The organism is Adlercreutzia sp. DFI.6.23 (genome assembly GCF_024462535.1).
Lineage (GTDB): Bacteria > Actinomycetota > Coriobacteriia > Coriobacteriales > Eggerthellaceae > Adlercreutzia > Adlercreutzia rubneri.
In genome coordinates this window covers 158,251-177,288 of sequence record NZ_JANGBP010000001.1, presented here as the reverse complement: position 1 = coordinate 177,288, position 19,038 = coordinate 158,251, and the positions used below count along the sequence as shown (strand labels likewise).

Here is a 19,038-nt window from a genome sequence, read left to right as displayed (position 1 = left end):
AGGACCCCCATGACCAAGGGAACCATCAGCCGACGCGGCTTCATGAAGGCCGCAGCGGCCACGGGCGCGGCCCTTACGGCCGCCGGCTCGATCCCGCTGCTCGAAACGACCGATCAGGCCTTCGCCGCCGGATCCGTGGAGCGCGTGATGCACAAGACCGCCTGCCATGGCTGCACCAACTGCTGCCCGGTGCGCGTGTACACCGAGGACGGCCGCGTCGTGAAGATCGAAGGAGACCCGGACGGCCCCCTGAACAAGGGCGGCGTGTGCCTGAAGTGCCTGTCCCAGATTCAGACCGTCTACAGCCCCCGCCACGTGCTGCACCCCATGAAGCGCGTCGGCGAGCGCGGCGAGAACAAGTGGGAGGCCATCAGCTGGGACGAGGCCGTTGACCTGGCCGGCGAGCAGATCGCCACGGCCGTGAAGAAGTACGGCCCCTACGCCTACTGGAGCGCCCGCGGGGGCGGCGGCGCCTACATCGAATGGGAGACCTCGGGCCTCGACTACACCTTCGGCGGCTGCAACTCCCTGGCCTCCGGCGCCTGCCAGTGCGCCATGCCGCGCGACTTCGTCTCCACCACCTCGGTGGGCTTCAACTGCTGCGTTGACATGGACAACGTGGATCGCTGGGTGGGCATCACCGACAACGCCGAGTTGGACGGCACCCGCCGCGACGACACGGAGCGCGTCTTCGTGCTGTGGGGCAGCCAGCCGCACTCCTCCAAGGCGGCCCACGGCGGCCACGGGCTGACCGACGCCCGGTCGAACCTCGGCGTGAAGACCATCGTCGTGGACCCCTACATGACCGCCGAGGCCGCCAAGGCCGACGTGTGGCTTCCCGTGCGCCCCGGCTCCGACTGCGCGCTCATGCTGTCGTGGATTCACCACATCATCGAGAACGACCTGTACGACGAGCAGTTCGTGAAGCACTGGACGAACCTGCCCTTCCTCATCAACCCCGACACGCGCCTGGCCTATCGCGCCGAGGAGGTGTGGCCCGACTACGTGAACCCGGCCGCCGACCCCGCCGGCGTCTACGATACCCCGGCCTACGTGTGCTTCGACGCGAAAACCAACTCCGTCCAGCCCTTCCCCTTCACCGCCCCCGAGAACTGCGCGGTCGACCCCGTTATCTTCGCCACCGCCACCGTGAACGGCAAGGAGGCCAAGACGGCGGGCCAGATTTACAAGGAAGAGGCCGAGCCCTGGACCTTGGAGGCGGCCGGCGAGACCTGCTGGCTCGATCCGGAACGCATCCGCGAGGCCATCGAGCTGTACGCGAACGCCGACTTCGGCGGCTTGTCCAACGGCGTGTTCTCCGACCACCAGGAGAACTCCTCCACCGCGCCTTTGGGGGCGCTCGCCATCGACGCGCTGCTCGGCCACGTGGAGTCCCCCTGCTCCGCCTTCCAGAATCACGGCGCCGCCAGCCGCACCGCCGATCGCCCGACTCAGCGCCTGGGCGTGTTCTCCTCCACCTTCGAGCGCTACGGCCTGGGCTGGACCACCGGTCTCACCAAGGCCGAGAACGACCGCCTGCTGGATGCCATCGTGGCCGACTGGGACGCCAAGGGCCGCGACGGCAAGGAGATGCAGCGCTACTTCTTCCAGTCCCGCTGCGACACCATGGGCGCCAACGAGCACAAGGGCATCCACCAGTGGCAGACCTGCGCGCCGAAGGAGCTGCGGCAGGCCATCACCACCGGCGAGCCCTACCGTCCGCGCGTGATGTACGAGATGTCGGGCAACAAGTACGCCGTTATGGGGCCCTCCCTCGAGTGGAAGAAGGCCTACGACGAGCAGGACTTCGTCATCCAGCAGTACCCCAACATGACCTCGTTCACCGTGCAGACCGTCGACTTGTTCCTGCCCACCACCGAGTGGCTGGAATACGACTCCTACGAGGCGCCGGGCACCCACTTCAACCGCCACTACGCCCGCTGCCAGGTGACGCACCTCGGCGAGACCGTGAACCCCTTCGTATCGCCCTACCAGGTGGCCGCGTCCGCCGTGGAGAAGCTCGGCGCCGAGAACGTGTTCGACCCCGACGCCTACAAGGTACCGTTCTTCGAGAGCCTGGAGGCGGCCCGGGCCGCCTGGGCCGAGCAGATGGGCAAGGGAAGCTGGCAGGAGATGCTCGACGACATCGACCACCGCTTCACCGAGGAGCCCATAGACGACTACATGGCCTACTACCAGTACAAGGAGCCGGTGAGCGACGGGCTGCCCCGCGGGTTCGCCACGATGTCGCGCAAGGTGGACGTGTACTCCGAGGCCATGCTGCGCCTGGCCCGCACCGGCTTCCCCTACATGTATCCCTTCGACCAGCCGGCCTGCGACGACTACGACCCCATCTGCACCTTCAAGGAACCGACGGAAAGCCCCGTCGAGGGCCAGCCGGGCTACGATCCGGAGTACCCGCTCGTCATCACCACGGGACGCTTGCCCCACTTCCATCACGGCACCATGCGCCACGCGCCCTTCATCCGCGAGGTCATGCCCGCCCCCGAGCTGAAGATCAACCCCGAGACGGCGGCGGAATACGGCATCGAGCATCTGGACTGGGTGAAGATTACCTCGCGCCGCGGATCGTCCAACGCGCGGGCCTACCTCACCCAGGGCATTGCCCCCGGTGTGCTCATCACCGAGCGCTTCTGGAACCCCGAGTGCTTCGATGATACCCAGGAGACCATCACCCCCGGCATCGAGGAGTGCGGCTACAACATCATGTCCGCCGACGAGTTCCAAAACCCCTGCTTCGCCACGAACAGCTACCGCGCCTTCACGGTGAAGATCGAGAAGACCGAGCGCCCCGAGCGCATCTGGATCGAGAGCGAGCAGTTCCAACCGTTCATGCCCACGCTTTCGGGCGAACCTGTCACCGAGGAGGTGTTCTAAATGCGCAAGGGCCTGCTGATCAACCTGGATCGCTGCTCCGGCTGCGACAGCTGCATCGTGGCGTGCAAGCTGGAAAACGACCTGCCCCTGGGCCATTTCTACAACAAGGTGATCGCCGTGGGCCCCACGGGCACCTTCCCCAACGTGGAGAAGTACTGGCTGCCCTCCCAGTGCCAGCAGTGCGAGAACCCGGCCTGCGTGCACGTATGCCCCACGGCCGCCAGCTACCGCGACCCCAAAACCGGCATGGTGCTCATCGACAAGGAGAAGTGCATCGGCTGCCAGTACTGCATCTACGCCTGCCCCTACGGCGTGCGCCAGTTCAACGAGGACGCCGGCGTGGTGCAGAAGTGCACGCTGTGCGCCCAGATCACCGCTGACGGCGACGGCGTGCCGGCCTGCGTCCACAACTGCAACTGCGGCGCGCGCTTCTTCGGCGATTACGACGACCCGGAATCCGATGTGAGCCGCGAGCTGGCGAAGTACCCGGAGGAGGCCATCCACACGCTGCCCGATCCCAATGACGCCAAGCCGCTCACGCGCTACATTTTGTCCCCCAAGTTCGCTTCCTGGAAGGAGCTGGTGTAACCATGGCGATTCAATGGCCCCTCGTCCTGTTCTCGCTGCTGGCCGGAGCCGGCGGCGCCATGCTCGCCTTCGCCGGGCTCTCCCAGCTGCTCGGCGGCTCGCGCACGGTGCGCCGCCGCGCCGTCTGGTGCGCACTGGCCCTGTTCGTGATCGGCGGTTTGTGCTCGGTGGCCCACCTGGCCTCTCCGCTGAACGCCATCAGCGCCGTGACGAACCTGCTGTCGTTCTCGGGCATCTCCATCGAGCTGATGCTTTTGGGCGCGAGCTTCATCGCAGGCGCCGCCTACCTGGTGCTCACCCGCGAGGAGGGCCGCGACGGCGCCGTGCGGGTCGTGGCGGTGCTGGCGGTGATCTTCGGCGTGGCCATCGGGTTCTTCTGCGGCCACGGCTACGTGATCGACGCCCAGCCCACCTGGAGCACCGAAACGCTGCCCCTGGCCTACCTGGGCACGTCTTTGGCCCTCGGCGCCTTCGCCTACGCCCTGGTGGCGGCCGCGACCAAGACGCCGGCCGACAAAGCGGCCAGCGCCGAGGAGCTGGGAGGCAAGCTGTGGCCGGCCGTGCTCGTCTGCGCCGTCGTGGACGCCGTGGGCATTCTCGCCTACGGGCTGTTCCTCGGCCTTGACGCGGTCGCGGCCCAAGGGGTCCTGTTCTGGGGCGGGGCCGTGGCGTGCGGCGTCGTCGGCGTGCTAGCCTGCGCCATTGCCGGCATGACCGCGCTGGCCGCGAAGGCGCCCGCCGCCCTGGCCGTGGCCGGCGTGGCCTGCGCCGCCATCGGGGGCGTGGCCCTGCGCATGCTCATGTGGGCCTGCGCCACCGGTTACCTCAACCTGTTCTCCCACGGCATCCCCAGCGTGATGCTGAACCTGTAGCGCTGTTCCCCGGCCGGGGGAAAGCCCCTTCCCGGTACTTTCCCCCGGCCCCTGCGGGACGGTCCGTCAAGCGAATCGTCCCAGCCCGCCCACTCGTCACCTAAGGAGACCGCCATGACCGACCTCGCCTGCGCCATCGACTTTCTCGAAGATCGCGCTTCCCTGTACCGCCTGCTCGCCTCGCTGTACTATCAGCCGCTGTCCGAGGAGCAGATCGATGCCCTGGCCGCCAGCGACCTCGCCAAGTTGGCCAGCGACAGCGAATCGCCCTTCGCGCCGGCCTATCGCGACTTGCACGGAGCGCTGCGCCTGCGGCACACGGGCACCAAAGAGGAGCTAGCCGCCGACTTCACCGGCGCCTTCTACGGCATCCGCACCCGCGAGGGCCGCACGGCCCAGCCCTTCGAATCGCTGTTTCGCACCCAGAGGCCAGGTCAGCTCATGGGCGAGGCTCGCAGCGAGGTATACCGGGAGCTGCGCGCGCACCAACTGCGCGTTCCCGAGGGCGTCGATCTGCCCGAGGACCACCTGTCGTTCATCTGCGCCTACCTCGCCCATCTCTGCGATAAGACGGCCCAAGCGCTGCGCGAAGGCGACAGAACAGGAGCCCGGGAACTCCTGAAGCGCCAACGCGCCTTCTTCGACGCCCACGTAGCCTCCTGGACGTCCGCCTTCCTCGCTCAAGCCGAGACCATGGTGGAAACTCGCTTCTACCGCGGCGTACTCAAACTTACGGGCGCCTTCCTGGACGAGGAGCCGGCCGCCATGGGCGAAACCGAGGAGGCGATCGCCTAGGCAACCGCCTCGGTTCGCCGAATGCCGCCGGGCTGCTGACTGCCCTGCGCACCAGGGCAGTCAAGAAACTCACCTGTCACGAAATCGTCACGGGGGCGAGCCGAACGCTTCTGTAGAGCCTCCCCTCTCACCCTTATCGGAAGCATTCTCTTTATCGTGCCTTTATTGAACGATCTGTCGCCACAGCGTCTGGCTATCGATCGCTGACCTTCAGCTCCAGCACGTCGGGTCTCGCATAGTGCCCCACCACATCGTGCTCCATTTTGCAAGCAGCCGGAAGATTCATATCGAGTTCTGCGAAAATGATCGTTTCCCGATCCCAGACGGGCTCCGTTATGTAATGGCCATAGGGATCCACGATGCAGCTTCCACCGCGGCACACCATTTCCGGTAGCTGGGAAATCGCCTCCATTTCATGAAGGTCAGAGGGGTAGGAGCTTTTTCCCACAATCATATCCGCATTGACAAAATAGCACTTGCCCTCAATGGCGATGTGCTGAATTGTTGCCTGCCATTCGGGATTATCGTTCGTGTTCGGCGAAATATAGATGGTGACCCCCTTTTGGTAGAGCGCCACCCGTGCAAGCGGCATATAGCTCTCCCAGCAGATCAGGGCACCGATAGGCCCCCAGGGCGTTTGAGTAACAGGGAAATAGCCCTTATCGGCATCGCCCCAAACCACCCGCTCAGAACCCGTCGGCTTGAGCTTGCGATGCACCCGGTAGGTGCCGTCGGGCTCGAAAATGACATTGCTGTTGTACAGCGTCCCACTGACCGCATCGCGCTCTGAGAAGCCGAGACTGATATAGGCATCCGTCTTTCTGGCCGCATCGGCAAGGGCCTGAAACTCCGCATCGCCCGCTACCACGGAAGCGTCGTAATAGCGTTTCCAATCGGACCGGCCGGCTTCTGTCCGCTTGCCCATGCTAAAACCGAAGTCCATACCGATGGGATAGCCGGGGATGAAAAGCTCCGGGAATACGATCACGTCGGGGTTTTGGGACGCACTTTCCTCGATGTAGTCAAGAGCTTTTGCCAGGGACGCCTCCTTATCGAATAGAACAGGCTCCGCTTGCACCAACGCAATTTTGCAGACAGGATCGATGTCTCGCATACCAATAGCTCCTTCGCTCGTATCAATGTATCGGCCAATTATCAAACTTACCGCACTCGTAGGACTATCTCAAAGCAGCGGCATAGCTCGCACCTCCAACTCCCATTTCCCCCTGGGCGGCTGTCATGACTCCTACGGAGACCAGCGGCCCGAGGGATGCCGCCAATTGAACAGCCATGGTCATTATCGTAACACCTCTAGCATGTTGAGAAGCAGGCAGGCGTCGCAGACCGACCGTTTGGAACGAGGCGCCCGTCATGCCACATCCAACAAACACGACGAGCGCACCAGCCAGCACCAGCGGCACGCTGGCCGTAAGGCCGGCGGCCATCATAAGCAGCGAACCGGCAACTGCCACCCCCAGCCCTCCCGGTAGCAAAGGACGAGGGCCTTTCCGGTCGAGCATACGGCCGCCCGCCAACGATGCCAGGGCATAGGCGACCACCAGCGGCCCCATGCAAAACCCCGCTACCGTCGACTCCCAATGAACCTGCTCTCCGAGGAACAATGGCACCATCACATTCAGCGAGAAGTACACGCTCATGGTCGTTGCCACCAGCACCGCCGCTCCCGCAAACCCGCGGCTCTCCACCATCCCCCTCGGGCTGAACCGCGCATCCGGCCCATGAGGCATCGGCATCCTACTTGGAACTGTCGCGCCCCAGCAGCCAATGAGCACCGAGACGACAAGTGGTACGATAAACACGCTGCGCCACCCCCACGCATCCACCATCACGCCCGTCACCATCGGAGCAGATGCCGGCCCCAAGGCGATCATCCCATTACCGATAGCGAGAAACGTTCCCAGTCGATGCGAGGGCACCATCTCCAAGATAGCATTCATCATGAGCGGAATAAAAATACCCGTGCCCACCGCTTGAACGAGGCGGGCCGTCACAAGCCAACCGAAGACGGGCACTCACCACCCCGCAAGGTAGCCGCCGGCTAAAAAACCAAGCAACGCCCCGGCGATTCCACGCAGAGACGCCCGAGCTCCTCCGCTCACGAGGCTGCCTCGTCGCCGCCCGACTCACGGGCATCGCGATCTGGCAGAGGACGAGCATCCGTCTCGCCGGTGCCCGCCGAAGCCGCTACCGTCGCGCAAGGACGTCCGGGGGGCACCACATTCAACCCAATACCCAGAAGCGCCGCCACGGCTAATCCCGGAATAGCGTAATCGCCCACGGGAATGCCCACGCCGAGAGACTGCATGCCGATGGCGGCAATGGCCGGGCCGCCGAAAATGATGAGATTGCGCGACGAGGTCATATCCACCTCGTGCTCCACAAGCATCTTGAGCGCATTGCATGCGATGAGCCCGAAGACCACCCATAGGGCACTCCCCTCGTTGCTTTGTTGCACGCCGGGCAAAAAGCGCGAAAGTGCCCGGCGCCATATTTCACCTAATGAGATGGATCCTTAGGGCTCCACCAAACCGTCGTACACCTCGACCGTTCCCGAGCCCTTCCCGGTCGAAGGCGTCTCAACAACCGCCTCGGCAGCCTCCTTAGGCAGAACCAGGTTCAGCACCACCGCCAATACGGCGGACAGAAGCAGACCGGGCACGTTGAACGAACCCAGCGGAATAGATACGGCCCTCATCGCGGCCAATACGCCCGTAGCCATTACCCACCCGTTCGACCACAAGGCGGTGCCGGTCAAATTGCCGTCCTCTCTCCACCGGCTCACAGCGGGTCTGTCCCTCTACGCGTTTGCGTTCGCCCTCTATTCCTGTCGCACCGCCACCTCCGAACACCCCTTCACCAGCGGACCGCAAGTTCAGGCCATCGCAAGCATCGTGCTGGCGCTCGTTATGGTGGCCGCCGTACATTTGCTCAACGAGAACCGGGGGCCGTACGTGCTCTACCGCAGCGTTCCCTTACTATTCGGAGGCGGGTTTCTCCTCGAGTTATGCGACGGCTTCTCGGCAACACTCACGACAGGCCTCGGATTGTTCGCCATCATTACCGCCTCTTCTCTGGTGTTCACCGACAAGGCCGCCGACGCGCTAAGCACCATCGCCAATCAGCGGGCCCAGCAGGAGGCAGCGGAAGCGCGGCCGGACAAAATGGCATTTATAGCTCCTTTTGCCAATGCCCATGGCCTCTCGAAGCGAGAAACGGAAGTGCTCACTTGTCTCATTCAGGGCCGCACCATGCAATACACAGCAGAGAAGCTCTTCATTGCCGAGTCGACTGCCCGTACCCATGTGCACAAAATTTATCAGAAGACCGAATCTCAGGGCCGCATGGAACTGCTCGATTGCTTCGAGCAATTCTGCGCGGAACAAGACGGCAGCCGCACAGGCGGCCGCCGTCGGTAAAACCTTACAAATTGTCGGGACGCCCTCCGCGCTCGGCGCCGCGGGCCCCGCCCATGGTGTTGCTCGGCGTGGTGGAGGCCGTGAACTCGGTGGCCGCGTCGTTCACCGTGAGCGTGCAGGTTTCGCCCTCCTGCATGCCCGGGACCGACACGAGCACGCACTGGAACGACTCGCTGGCCCTCCAGGCGACCAGCTCCGCACCGGCGCTCCCAGTCACGACGAGGGCATCGCCCTCGTTGCCCGCAACCATCACCAAGGCGAAGGGCTGGGTGCTCCCCTCCGAGAAGGTCTCAGCCATGCCAGCGCCTCCAGCCAAGATGACCGTGCCGCCCGTCACCGTGGCGCCGTACTCGTAGTCCAGCGCGCTGTCACCGGCACCGGAGCTGGCGCCGACAAGCTCGCCACCCGTAACTTCCACATAGCCGTTGGAATCCACCGCGTCGCCACCAGCGTTGATGGTCACTTTGCCGCCGTTGATCTGGATGAGGCAGTCCTCGCTGGCGTTGGCCGCCAGGGGGCCGCTGCCCGCGCCGCCGCGGCCGCCGCGACCGCCGAAGTCGCCGTCCTGGGGCATCTGGCCGTCGTCGGGCATCTGCCCGGGCTCGGCGCCTTCGGGAAGTTCGGGACGCTCGCCATCGGCCCACTTGCCACCTTGACCGCGCTCGGGCCGCTCGCCGTCTGCCCCCTCGGGACGCTGGGGCATCTGGCCTTCCTCGACGCCTTCGGGCAACTCGGGACGCTCGCCGCTTTGGGGATCGAACCCCTCGGAGGCCTCGGGCATCTGACCGGGCTCCGCGCCCTCGGGCAACTCCGGCCTCTCGCTCTGGCCGCCCGGCGCACCCGACCCATCGGCACCGTTCAGGCCATCGGCGTCGCCGCTCTTACCGGCAGCATTGGGATCCTGCCCCGCGGCCGCCGCGCCATCAGAACCGTCGGTCGTCCCGTCCGTCGTCGCGTCGTTGGAGTCGCGCTCGGCCACCGCGGCATTGATGCCGTCATCGGACGCAGTGATGTTCAGCTCGCCGTCGTTGACGATCACTTCCTGGGCCTCGATGCCCTCTTCGCAGCCCGCCACCGTGAACGTGCCGCCATCCATGGTGAACTTCGTCTCGGGATTCATACCCTTGCCGCCGGCCTCCACGACGTAGGTGCCGCCGCTCATGGCCGCCTCCACATCGGAGCGCAGGGCGTGATCGGCCGCCTTGATCTGCGCATCGCCGCCGGCCAGGCGCAGGTACGTGGCCGCCTGGAAGCCCTCGTCGCCCGCCTCCACGGCGAAAGTACCTCCGTCGACGGACACGAAGCCCCGGGTCAGATCCTCGTCGTTGTTCGACTTCACGCCGTCGCCACCGGCCGTAATAGCGAAGGAGCCGTCGGCGATCTTCACGCAGTCCTTGCCGCGCAGACCGTCCTCTTTGGCGGTCACGGTAATCGCGCCGCCGGTCACCACGAGATCATCCTTGGAGTTCACGCCGTGGGCGTAGTTGCCTTCCACCGTAAGGGCGCCCGTGCCGTTGATAGTCAGATCGTCCTTGGAGAACAACGCCGCGTTCGGCTCGTCTTCCCCCTCGGACAGCTCGTAGGCGGCCCCGTCGGCCAGCGTGTTTTGCGTGCCGTCGGCCAAAGTCACAAACACCTTGTCGGCCTGCTGGATGTTCAGCGCCGGTCCCGCCTCGTTGCGAATGGAGGCGCCGCTAAGCACGATCTGCACCTTGTCCACATCGCCCGCGTTCACCGTGAGCGACCCGGCCGTCAACTCGCCGCTCACCACGTAGGTGCCCGCCGCGGTAATAATCACCGTGGAGCCTTCCACCGCAGCCCCTTCGCCGGACACCGTCGCGCCCTGGCCCGTCAGCGCAATCTTCGTTGCCGCGGCCTCATCGTAGGAGGCGTCCCGATCGCGGTCGGAGTACGCGAAATCCATACCGGGGATGTCGATGAGCGACGCCCAGTCCACCGCATCGGTCGCACCCGTGGCGCCGTTATCGCCCTGGGCCTGGCCGCTCTGTCCCTGCCCGGTCTTCTCGCCGGCACCTTCGGCGGCCTCTTCGAAGGTGCCCCCGGTGCACCCCGCCAGCGCCAGCGATCCCGCCAGCGCCACGGCCAAGGCCCCGCGGCCCCAAGCCCGTCGTCGCGCCACGCAGGCGCCCATCATCTCGTTCGTCTTCAACTTCAGCATGATTCTCCCTTAGTCGTTCGTTTGTCTATACGGTACTGCACTGCTACTAGGTATATCTAGCGAGGTGCTTTCCGGCATCGGTGCTCGCCGACCTCTGATCGCCCCGCGAAGAACGCGGCCGTTAAGAAATAGCTTCTACGTCAGCAGCAGCGATGCTGGGATGGTACCGACTCATGTGCGTTCCTTCCGCTATTTCTTTTGCCGCGTTCGCAGCGGGATAAAGCGATCAGCGGGCGGCGAGCACCGATGCCGGAAAGCACCTCGCGGAGTGCCCCGAGGACCTAAAGCGTCTCGCGCCCCTGCGGCGTCATCCCCAGAGATATCTTCAGATTCCCGTTCAGACACCGCAGCTCATCGATCATCGCTTTCTCAAGCCCCCGCTCGCGCAGGCGGAGCTGGTAGGTCAGCTGGAAGAGGCTGCCCATGTTGGTAGTCGTCACCTCCACCAGCTCCGACTCGGCCGCATAACGCCCGAGCACCGCGTCGAACACGCCGTCATATTCCAAGTCTTCGGGAATGGTGATGCGCAGCGTCTTGCCCGGCTCGCGCGGGCGGTCGAAGGGCGTCAGCACGAACAGCAGGTTCACCACAGCCACCACCACGGTGAACACGACGGCAAGCCCCAGAAAACCCATGCCCGTGGCCAAGCCGATGGCCATGGCCAGAAACACGCTGCCGATATCTTTCGCCGAGCCGGGAATCGAGCGGAACCGCACAAGGTTGAACACGCCCATGACCGCGATGCCCGCTCCCAAATTCCCATTCACCAGCGTGATGACCATCTGCACGATGAGCGGCAAGAGCGCCAGCGTCACCACGAAGTTCTTCGAGTAGCTGTGCCGGAACATGTACACACCGGCGCAGACCGCGCCCAGCACCACCGAGAACACGCAGCAGAGCAAGAAGTCCGCCGCCGAGACGGCCCCTACCAGCGATTCCGCTGTTCCGAACACTGACGAGAACGTTGATTCAAGCATGAGTTTCCTTTCTTGTTCATTCTCTGCCTACTCTTGCGAGCAACCTTCCAGACAATGCGCTCCCTCGTTTTGGGCAGGAATTCCGACTTGTTAGACTTCTTTGTTCTGAGCTTCGCCGAAAAGAGGGTCTGCGAGTGGGTTTTTCGCCTCAGATCGAATCACTTTTCCTCCGTTGAAGGACCTTGAAGCTTAGCCCATGTCTAACAACTCCGTTTTTTCGCCTATTTCCAGGACTCGCATTTCCCGAACGGTTCACGCACCACCACGCATAGCCCTTCGATGATTTCGAGCGCGCGGCACAGCCGTTGCCATCTGATAAGCGTTGCCATACTTGGTAAATGAAGCCGGGTAGATCCGTTCGGCCGACAGCACGTCCACCAGCCACGGCGGGTAGGGCACGGCGCTCTTTATCTCCATGACGGACTCGCTCGACTCGATGATGGGCCGCCATGGCGAACGGAAGCGATGACAGTCGAAATACGCCAAGCAGTCGTCGAAGGTGATGCGCAGCTCGGCGTCGAACAGCTCGTCGCACCCACGCGCCTCGCGTACCTCGGGCCGATAGGCCCAGGCCACACGATCGCAGGCGATGCCCATGGAGGGCGCCAGGGGCAGCCAACGGTTCATGGCCGCCTCTAGCTCGCGGGCGATCTGGCGCGTGGCCGGCGCGAGCGCCACGGCCGCAAGCCCCGCATCCGGCAGCGGCCAACGGGCACAGGCCTGCTCGTAGGGCAAGCCGCTCACGAAGGCCAGCGCCGCCGGCAGCGTCAGGGCGAGCCGCCGCTTGTACACGATGCCCTTGAACTTCTTCTTGATGCCAAAAAACACAGGGAAGCCCGCTGACAAACCGTTGCCCCGAAGCGCCTCTCCAGCGCACGGCCTGCACGCCTCGACACTTCCCACGGCATCCCCATCAGCATCGCCCATCGTCTGCAGCCCGGCGGCAGCAGGCGCCACTTGCACCCCTGCGGCCGTCCTCGCCACTCGTAGCCCCGCAGCCACCCGCGTTTCCACTTCCCCATCGGAAAGCGGCAGGCCGCCTGGCTCACGCACAATCGGCCCGGCACCGAAAGCTCCCATGAGGGCCACCCCAGCCGCATCCCCATAGGCGCGCAGACGCAGCTTCTCCTTATAGAGCGGCTTTTCCACCGAACGGGCGATCATGGCGCGCTCGGGCGTGTCCAGATACAAACTTGTGATGCGGGTGCGACCGTAATCATCAACAGCCATGAGGCGCTCCGCCGCCGCTTCCACAGCCGCACGCTCGGCCACGTCGATGCGGTATTTCTTCTCCACGCGCTTGAACACGCTGTTGTAGGCGGTCACGGATACTCCTTCCTCGCTGGCCGCGGATCCTGATTCTCGCCGGTCCGCGAAACCTGGATCCCTCGCGAGCCGGCCCCAACAATAAGGGGACTTCCTGAAAACCGCCTGAAGCAGCCAATTCCTTTCAGGTTGCCTTCAGGTGGGCCGTTACAATGAACCTGGGCGCTCCATGGGGCCGCAACGGTCCCGGCGCGCACCGCGAAATACCGCAACGAGGCCCGAGATGTCGGCGCGCGACGGTTCTCGGCGGCAGCCCCTTACGGAAAGGATCACCATGCACGTTCTGGTCGTGGAAGACGACGCTCGCCTCGCCGAGGCGCTGGCCCGCATCCTTGAGGACAACGGCTATACTACCGACGTCGTGCACGACGGGGAGGCCGGCGTGCGCTACGGCGAGACCGGCGCCTACGACGTCATCATCCTGGACGTCATGCTGCCCAAAGCCGACGGCTTCACCGTGGCCCAGCGCCTGCGCCGAGCGCATGTGGGCACGCCCATTCTGCTGCTCACCGCCCGCGATGCCATAAGCGACAAAATCTGCGGCTACGACTCCGGCGCCGACGACTACATGACCAAGCCCTTCTCCCCCGCCGAGCTGCTGGCCCGCTTGGGCGCCCTCACGCGGCGCCAGGGCGATGTCGTCTTCGAGACGCTCACCGTGGGCGATCTCACGCTGAATCTTGAATCCATGGATCTCACCTGCGGCGACGAATCCATCCGCCTGTCGCAGAAGGAGTTCGCCATCGCCCGCATCCTGCTCGGCTCGCCGGGAGCAGTGCTTTCGAAAGAGCAGCTTATCAGCCGCGCCTGGGGGCCCTCATCCAGCGCCAGCGACAACAACGTAGAGGCATACATCTCGTTTCTGCGGAAGAAGATGGCCCACGTGGGGTCGAAGGCGAAGATCGAGACCATCCGCTCGGTGGGCTACCGGCTCGCCGAGGAGGGCTAAGCGCCCATGGGACTCCCTCCGAAACCGCGCCTCGCCTCCTGTCTGAACCCGAAGGGCGTCAGGACTCCGAAGCGCGCAGCCGACGAAGCCGCCCCCATGCTGCGCCAGCTGAGAACGAAGTTCATAGCCCTGAACATGGCGCTGGCCGCCCTCGTGCTGGCCGCCTCGTTCGCCACTATCTGCTACGCCGACTACCGCGCCGACATCGACGACGTGCGCAACCGGCTCATGGCCGCCACGAGCCGCTCCCTGCACGAACCGCAGCTCATCCCCGACGCCGAGCCTTTCCATCGGGGCGAGGCCCCCCGGGAAGACGGCGAGAATACCGCAGACGCCGGCAATACGGAAGATGGCGGCAATCGCGCCGATGACGAGGCGACCAGCGACGTTGAGGCGGGTGACGCGGAAGGCGCCCCGGGCGGCAACGCAGGCGCAAACCCGGGCAAAAGCGTTGAAGGCGCGGAAGCACCCGCAGAGGACGGCTCGGCCCCCGCTCCCACCCAGGATATCGGCGCCGGCACCAGCGATCCCGGTTTCGCGCCGCCCCGCATCGGAGGCCCCGGCACCGCCGAGGAGGCCTCGCTGCCCGTGGCGGTCTACTACATTGCCGACCGCACGGTCATGCAACTGACCGACCGCTCGGGAGCCACCGTGCCCGAGGCGCTGCTCGTGCACGCCATTCCTGAAGTCGTCAGCGCTGAAGCGCCCTGGGGGTATCTGCCCGACGTCGGACTGTACTTCGCCAAGCATGAGGCAGGCCCCGACCTCATGGTGGCCTTCGCCGACGGAAGCGCCGCCGACGGCTGGCGCTCGCTGGCCCTCGTGCTCACCGCCGTGGGCCTAGGGGCGCTGGGGCTGCTGTTCCTTTTGAATCTCGTCTTCTCCCGCTGGGCGCTGCGCCCGGTTCAGCAGGCCTGGGCCCAGCAGCAGCAGTTCATAGCCGACGCGTCCCACGAACTGAAGACCCCGCTCACGGTCATCCTCGCCAACAACGCCATCCTGCGGCAGCGCGGCAGTGACACCATCGCCAGCCAGCGCCAGTGGATTGAGAGCACCCAGATGGAGGCGGAGCGCATGCAGAGCCTCGTGACCGATATGCTCGATCTGGCCCGACCGACCCCGCAAGGCGCCCAAACCTCGGAAGGCCCCGCGGCCGTCGTCGACCTCAGCCGCCTTGTGGAGGGCGAGGCCCTCACCTTCGAGGCCGTGGCCTTCGAACGGGATCTTACCTGGCAATGCACGGTCGCGCCGGGCATTGCCGTACGGGGCAACGCCGCGCGCCTCCAACGGGCCGTGGCCGTGCTTTTGGACAACGCCTGCAAGTACACCGACCCCGGGGGCACCGTGGCCGTGACGCTGCGGGCTGCGACGGGAGATGCCGTCCTTTCCGTGCGCAACAGCGGCGAGCCCATCGATGCGGCCGACCTGCCCCACCTGTTCGACCGCTTCTATCGCGCCGACAAAGCCCGCACCCACAACGCCGTCGACAGCGAAAACGACGGCGCCGGAGGCTACGGGCTGGGCCTCGCCATCGCCCGCGACATCGCCCAGGCCCATAAGGGCACCCTCGCCGTCACCAGCACCGCGCAAGAAGGCACCACCTTCACCCTGCGTTTGCCCTTGGCGTAGGAACTGTTGCAGAGGCCCTATCCAGCCAGAGAAAGCACTTGCGCCGCCTTCTCGAGGGCGGCCTCGCGGATGAATGCCGATTTCTTCACACCGGATACTTCAGCAGCGCGAGCGATGAGCTCTGCCCCCGATTCGGGACACTTGAATGAGAGGTTCGCATTGGGCTCTCCCGACAAAGGAGGTCGGCCGACGCGCAAAGGAACGAGTTCTATTTCCGCTTCGTCGTTCTCCCATTCCGCAGCCCGTCGCTCGATCTCCTCGTCGGTGAGGACATAGCCGTTCTTCAACTTGTACTCAGCCATACCGCCTAGCGCCTCGCTTTCTCAACCTCTAGCCGCACCCTTCGCGAGAGCGGCGTGTTCGCGTGATAGATGAGCCAACTCTTTTTCTACTACTTTATCTTTGCGAGATCAACTTCCCTTGTGTTAATCGCACTATAGCACGATTTCATAGAAATGAGGCCGAGATTTGTATTATAGTTCAGTAGCTTGGCCAACATCGCCCAAGCCCACAAGGGCGCCATCGCCGTCACTAGCACCGCCGAAGAAGGCACCACCTTCACCCTGCGTTTGCCCTTGGCATAAAAAGCCCCGGCGCCGTGAAGAGGATAGGGGCGCCGGGGGCTGGGCAGATCGAGGTCGCGCGGTTGCCGAGGCCGGGGCCGGGGCAGTCGGGAGATGCGGCCTCTCCTGCTTTGCGGAGAAGTCTGAAGTTCGCCGCACGACGATCCCGTCGCCGCCGTGCGGGCTTCGGCGAGACGCCGTGGAAGGACGGCTCGCTAACGGCTCGCCGACTCCCTGCGCGGAGGGCCCCGGCGATCGGTGCGGCTCCCCTACCGTTCGAAGATGTCTCCGTTGAAGTCGAGGCGGAAGGTGTCGAGGATCTGGTGAGGGTTGTCGGTAAGGCTCACGGGGCGCGGCGTCATGACGTAACGGTGGCGGCTGCCGTCGGTGAGCCAGCTTACAGGCACGGCATCGAGCAGCGTGATGGCGCCGGCCGGGCACACGTCCCCACAGCTGCCGCACTTCACGCAGTCGCCCGGGGTGTGGGCAACGCCTAGGGTGCCGTCGGCGTCGTCGAACTTCGCGATGGCGCCGGTAGGGCAGAATGTCGCGCACATGCGGCAAGAAACGCACTTCGTGCCGTCGATGACCACCGCACCCCACAGGCGGGTCTCCAGCTTGCCGCTCGCAGGCTCCCCTAGCTGCGCCAATGCGTCCAGCAATCGCTCGCGCCGATCGGGAATAAAGTGCGGCAGCGTGCCGTCCTTCATGACATGGAGGGAATGGGCGGGACGGCGCAGGGCATCCGCCTCTACAGATGAACCGGTGAGAAATTCTTCAGCTTCGCGAACAGGCGGACAAGCCGGCTCTTGGGCAAAGTGGGCGTCGCGGGCAGCTTCGACGGCTCCGGTATCGACGCCATCAGCAAGAACGCCCACCGGAGGCACGTCGGTCACGACGATTTCCAGCTCGTTGCCCCAAGCGCCGAGCACCTGACGCGCCGTTTCGGCCACGAGCTCCGCCGTGTCGCGACCGTGGCGCTGGGCGCAACGCTCGCAGTCGCCGCAGAGCACCGTCACACAGCCCACGCCCTCGGCGGCGAGCCCCGCCAGAAGCGACTCATCTACGCGCCCTGCGCAAATCACGGACGCCGCAACACCAGGCACCAGCAAATCGCCCAAGGCCGCCTCCATCTGGCTGCAGACAATGACCACCTCGTCACCGCGCGCGGCGCGCAGGCAGGCGACCTTCAACTCGGCGTCCGACGGATTCAAAGATTCCAAAGCGCACGTGGGGCACACCGTGGCGCAGGTGCCGCAGCCGACGCATTTCGAGGCATCGATCACCAACTCGCCATCATCCAAAGAAAGGCACCCTGAAGTGCACGCCGCCGCGCACTTCAGGCAGTCCACATTGCGGTTGCGCACCTTCGCGCACCGCTCCCGATGCACCCGAATGGCCCCGCTGTCCACGACCGTAAACGCGGCCCCCACATAGCGATGGGCCCCCGCATCAATCGTCTCAACCATTGTTTCTCCTCTTCCAAGACAGTCGAACCTCTCCCAAAGTCCTTCCCGCCTTTGCAGCCAGATGCCACCTCGCGAGGCGGCCCGCGGAACCCGTGATCACCGACCTCTGCGCGCCCTCCGGAGAACGCGGCCGTTAAGAAACAGCTTCCACTTCAGCAGCAGCGATACCGGGATGGTACCGACTCATGTGCGTCATCTCCGCTGTTTCTTTTGCCGCGTTCGCAGGAGGATAAAGCGCGCAGCGGGCGGTGATCACGGGTTCCGCGGGCCGCCCCAACAAGTCGCTAGTCCAGCTTCGGTTCCAGCTCGTCCATGACCGGATCGGGAATTTCCACGACCGTCTTGCCCGCCTTCTTGCCGACGAACACCGGCATCGTGATGGCATGCGTGGGGCACACGTCCACGCAGTTGCGGCAGCGCGTGCAGTCGGCCATGGTGCGCGGCCCGAATTCCGGATGACGGATGTTGATGTCGGCGTCGCATACCTCGGCGCACTTGCTGCAGGAGGTGGCACGGGCCGTCTCCAGGCACTTCTCATCATTAATGGTAGGCACAAACGTGCGCGAGAAGCGCCCGACCAGGTTCATGAGGGCCGAAAGCGGGCAGAAGTTGGAGCACCATTTCCGCAGCACCACCAGTTCGATGACGAGCATGGCCGGAATGAGAATGAGCCCGATGGTCGCGTCGCCGTGGGCGAAGGCGCGCCAGATGACGAGCACCGTGGCAAACGTGAGGCCCACCGGACACACGAGGCAGAACACCGGGAACCCGAACACGGCCGTGGAAAGCAGCGCGCCGCCGAGCACTGCGTGGCGCGAGTCCACCTTGCCGTGATGAACCGGCTGGCACTTACCGCAGGCGCCGCAGGCGTAGCCGTCCTTCGCAGCTTTCAAACTCGCCAGCTCCTGCTGCGAGATGGCCTTGATCTCGGAGTTCTTCTTCTCCGTCAACTCGCGGCGTTTCTTGGGCGAGCGGAAGAAGTCGCGGACGCGATCGATGAGCATGGTCGGGCACAGCCACGAGCAGAACGCGCGACCGAACACGAGCACGAGGGCGGCGATAAGCACGAGCGACACCACCGCGCGGGGAATCACAGTCTTCGTGGCGATCATGGTGCCCAGCGCGCCCAAGGGGCACAGCATCGAGAACGTGTCCCAACCGAAGCCGGACATCGTGCCCATGCTCACGCCGGCGACAAGCCCGGCGGCCATGCCGACGAACACCACGGCTCCCACAGCCGTGCGCAGCCGACGCGTCTTCAGCTTCGCGGCCAGCGCGTTCGCAGAGCCCTTCCCCTTCACGCCCGCAGCCTGAGATGAAACGGACGCTTCCGTAGTTTCCTTCTTCTGAGCCATA

General features: G+C 64.8%; 17 protein-coding genes. 7 read left to right on the top strand and 10 right to left on the bottom strand.

Annotated elements, in window-relative coordinates; translation table 11 throughout:
- Nucleotides 1-9 precede the first annotated feature (9 nt).
- The 4 genes from NE591_RS00790 (at nucleotide 10) to NE591_RS00775 (ending at nucleotide 5,153) form a co-directional block, all read left to right on the top strand.
- A complete protein-coding gene (locus tag NE591_RS00790; RefSeq protein WP_256156210.1) occupies nucleotides 10-2,898 on the top strand; it encodes a molybdopterin-dependent oxidoreductase in 2,889 nt (962 codons plus the stop codon).
- Nucleotides 2,899-3,486, top strand: coding sequence for a 4Fe-4S dicluster domain-containing protein (locus NE591_RS00785; protein WP_256156209.1), 588 nt, complete (start codon nucleotides 2,899-2,901; stop codon nucleotides 3,484-3,486).
- A 2-nt stretch (nucleotides 3,487-3,488) separates the two neighbouring features.
- A complete protein-coding gene (locus NE591_RS00780) occupies nucleotides 3,489-4,358 on the top strand; it encodes a DmsC/YnfH family molybdoenzyme membrane anchor subunit (RefSeq protein ID WP_256156208.1) in 870 nt (289 codons plus the stop codon).
- A 114-nt stretch (nucleotides 4,359-4,472) separates the two neighbouring features.
- Nucleotides 4,473-5,153, top strand: a complete 681-nt coding sequence (locus NE591_RS00775) for a molecular chaperone (protein WP_256156207.1) — start codon at nucleotides 4,473-4,475, stop codon at nucleotides 5,151-5,153.
- A gap of 193 nt (nucleotides 5,154-5,346) precedes the next feature.
- On the opposite strand, the gene NE591_RS00770 is transcribed toward NE591_RS00775, so the two are convergent.
- From NE591_RS00770 to NE591_RS00755, 4 genes are all read right to left on the bottom strand, one after another.
- Nucleotides 5,347-6,267 carry a carbon-nitrogen hydrolase family protein gene (locus NE591_RS00770; protein ID WP_173114526.1) on the bottom strand — a complete coding sequence of 307 codons (921 nt, stop codon included), beginning with the start codon at nucleotides 6,265-6,267 and terminating at the stop codon, nucleotides 5,347-5,349.
- A gap of 64 nt (nucleotides 6,268-6,331) precedes the next feature.
- Nucleotides 6,332-7,186 carry an MFS transporter gene (locus NE591_RS00765; RefSeq protein ID WP_256156206.1) on the bottom strand — a complete coding sequence of 285 codons (855 nt, stop codon included), beginning with the start codon at nucleotides 7,184-7,186 and terminating at the stop codon, nucleotides 6,332-6,334.
- Between the two features lie 83 nt (nucleotides 7,187-7,269).
- Entirely contained in the window at nucleotides 7,270-7,596 is a 327-nt protein-coding gene (locus tag NE591_RS00760) for a hypothetical protein (RefSeq protein ID WP_256156205.1), read from the bottom strand.
- A 90-nt stretch (nucleotides 7,597-7,686) separates the two neighbouring features.
- On the bottom strand, nucleotides 7,687-7,893 hold the full coding sequence (locus NE591_RS00755; RefSeq protein ID WP_256156204.1) for a hypothetical protein: 207 nt from the start codon (nucleotides 7,891-7,893) through the stop codon (nucleotides 7,687-7,689).
- A gap of 25 nt (nucleotides 7,894-7,918) precedes the next feature.
- Between NE591_RS00755 and NE591_RS16145 the strand changes: the two genes are divergently transcribed.
- Nucleotides 7,919-8,590, top strand: coding sequence for a helix-turn-helix transcriptional regulator (locus NE591_RS16145; RefSeq protein WP_256156203.1), 672 nt, complete (start codon nucleotides 7,919-7,921; stop codon nucleotides 8,588-8,590).
- Nucleotides 8,591-8,594: 4 nt separating this feature from the next.
- Here the strand turns inward: NE591_RS16145 and NE591_RS00745 are convergent, their stop codons facing one another.
- From NE591_RS00745 to NE591_RS00735, 3 genes are all read right to left on the bottom strand, one after another.
- Nucleotides 8,595-10,769: a carbohydrate-binding domain-containing protein gene (locus NE591_RS00745; RefSeq protein ID WP_256156201.1), complete on the bottom strand. Its 2,175-nt coding sequence runs from the start codon at nucleotides 10,767-10,769 to the stop codon at nucleotides 8,595-8,597.
- Between the two features lie 281 nt (nucleotides 10,770-11,050).
- Nucleotides 11,051-11,746, bottom strand: coding sequence for a DUF4956 domain-containing protein (locus NE591_RS00740; RefSeq protein ID WP_256156200.1), 696 nt, complete (start codon nucleotides 11,744-11,746; stop codon nucleotides 11,051-11,053).
- A 252-nt stretch (nucleotides 11,747-11,998) separates the two neighbouring features.
- Complete coding sequence (locus NE591_RS00735) at nucleotides 11,999-13,072, bottom strand: VTC domain-containing protein (RefSeq protein ID WP_256156199.1); 1,074 nt, start codon at nucleotides 13,070-13,072, stop codon at nucleotides 11,999-12,001.
- A 274-nt stretch (nucleotides 13,073-13,346) separates the two neighbouring features.
- Here NE591_RS00735 and NE591_RS00730 point away from each other — a divergent pair, with 274 nt between their 5' ends.
- Nucleotides 13,347-14,021 (top strand): response regulator transcription factor, encoded by a 675-nt coding sequence (locus tag NE591_RS00730; protein WP_256156198.1) that lies wholly within the window; start codon nucleotides 13,347-13,349, stop codon nucleotides 14,019-14,021.
- Between the two features lie 6 nt (nucleotides 14,022-14,027).
- Complete coding sequence (locus tag NE591_RS00725) at nucleotides 14,028-15,650, top strand: ATP-binding protein (protein WP_227069486.1); 1,623 nt, start codon at nucleotides 14,028-14,030, stop codon at nucleotides 15,648-15,650.
- A gap of 17 nt (nucleotides 15,651-15,667) precedes the next feature.
- Here the strand turns inward: NE591_RS00725 and NE591_RS00720 are convergent, their stop codons facing one another.
- From NE591_RS00720 to NE591_RS00710, 3 genes are all read right to left on the bottom strand, one after another.
- A complete protein-coding gene (locus tag NE591_RS00720) occupies nucleotides 15,668-15,952 on the bottom strand; it encodes a DUF1778 domain-containing protein (RefSeq protein WP_227069485.1) in 285 nt (94 codons plus the stop codon).
- A gap of 530 nt (nucleotides 15,953-16,482) precedes the next feature.
- Nucleotides 16,483-17,682, bottom strand: a complete 1,200-nt coding sequence (locus NE591_RS00715; protein ID WP_114540349.1) for a 4Fe-4S binding protein — start codon at nucleotides 17,680-17,682, stop codon at nucleotides 16,483-16,485.
- A gap of 284 nt (nucleotides 17,683-17,966) precedes the next feature.
- Nucleotides 17,967-19,037 (bottom strand): 4Fe-4S binding protein, encoded by a 1,071-nt coding sequence (locus NE591_RS00710; protein WP_256156197.1) that lies wholly within the window; start codon nucleotides 19,035-19,037, stop codon nucleotides 17,967-17,969.
- Between the last annotated feature and the right edge of the window lies 1 nt (nucleotide 19,038).